The organism is Microbacterium sp. K35, assembly GCF_004794375.1.
In the GTDB taxonomy this organism is placed as follows: Bacteria; Actinomycetota; Actinomycetes; order Actinomycetales; family Microbacteriaceae; genus Microbacterium; species Microbacterium sufflavum.
This window is the reverse complement of sequence record NZ_SSDM01000286.1, coordinates 1-830: the sequence shown is the minus strand read 5'-3', so window position 1 is coordinate 830 and position 830 is coordinate 1. Positions and strand designations below refer to the sequence as shown.

The window sequence follows — 830 nt, the reverse complement described above, 5'->3', positions numbered from 1 at the left end:
CGCGGCCGGAGTCGCGGCGCTCGGCGGGCTCGACGCGGTCGTGTGCTGCGCCGGGGTCTCCGGCCCCGTCGGCACCGCGGTCGAGGACACCGCGCTCGCCGACTGGAACCGCGTGCTCGCCGTCAACGTGACCGGCGCGTTCCTCGTGCTCAAGCACGCCCTGCCGACGCTGAGGGCCGCCCGCTCGGCCTCGGTCGTGCTGCTCGCGAGCGACTCGGCCGTCGTCGCCTCGCCCGGCATGGCGCCGTACTGCGCCTCGAAGGCCGCGCTGGTGCAGTTCGGCCGGGCGCTGTCGGTCGACCTGGCCGGCACCGGGGTGCGGGTCAACGCGGTCGCCCCCTCCGTGGTCGACACCCCGATGAGCCGCGGCGACCTGGGCGCCGACGCCTTCGACGACCCCGCCTTCCCCGTGCAGACCGCCGAGGAGGTGGCGGCGCACGTGACCTACCTGGTGTCGCCGCGCAGCAGGGCGATCAACGGCACCACCCTGCTGAGCGACTTCGGCTTCACCGCCCGTTCGGGTTTCCCCGCCTGACGCACCCGCGTCCGGCCCCGCGGCGCCCCGCGCGCCAGAACACACAACAGGAGCACACATGGCAACCGTGGTCGGATCGAGCGTCTCCGGACGCGTCGTCGTCATCACCGGAGGCGGCACGGGCATCGGTGCCGCCGTCGCGGAGCGCTTCGCGGCCGAGGGCGCGCACGTGGTCGTGGTCGGCCGCCGTCCCGAACCGCTGCAGGAGGTCGAGCGGGCGGTCGGCGCCCTGCCGATCGTGGCGGATGCGGCCGACACCGCCTCCGCGAAGGCCGCGGTCGCCGAGGTGCTCGCG

At 75.7% G+C, this 830-nt stretch carries 2 protein-coding genes; both read left to right on the top strand.

Annotated features, from left to right (window positions below; genetic code table 11):
* Positions 1–535: SDR family NAD(P)-dependent oxidoreductase (locus tag DW299_RS11200; RefSeq protein ID WP_136036630.1), on the top strand; the 535-nt coding region annotated here is incomplete at its 5' end.
* Between the two features lie 58 nt (positions 536–593).
* Positions 594–830: SDR family NAD(P)-dependent oxidoreductase (locus tag DW299_RS11195; RefSeq protein WP_136036629.1), on the top strand; the 237-nt coding region annotated here is incomplete at its 3' end.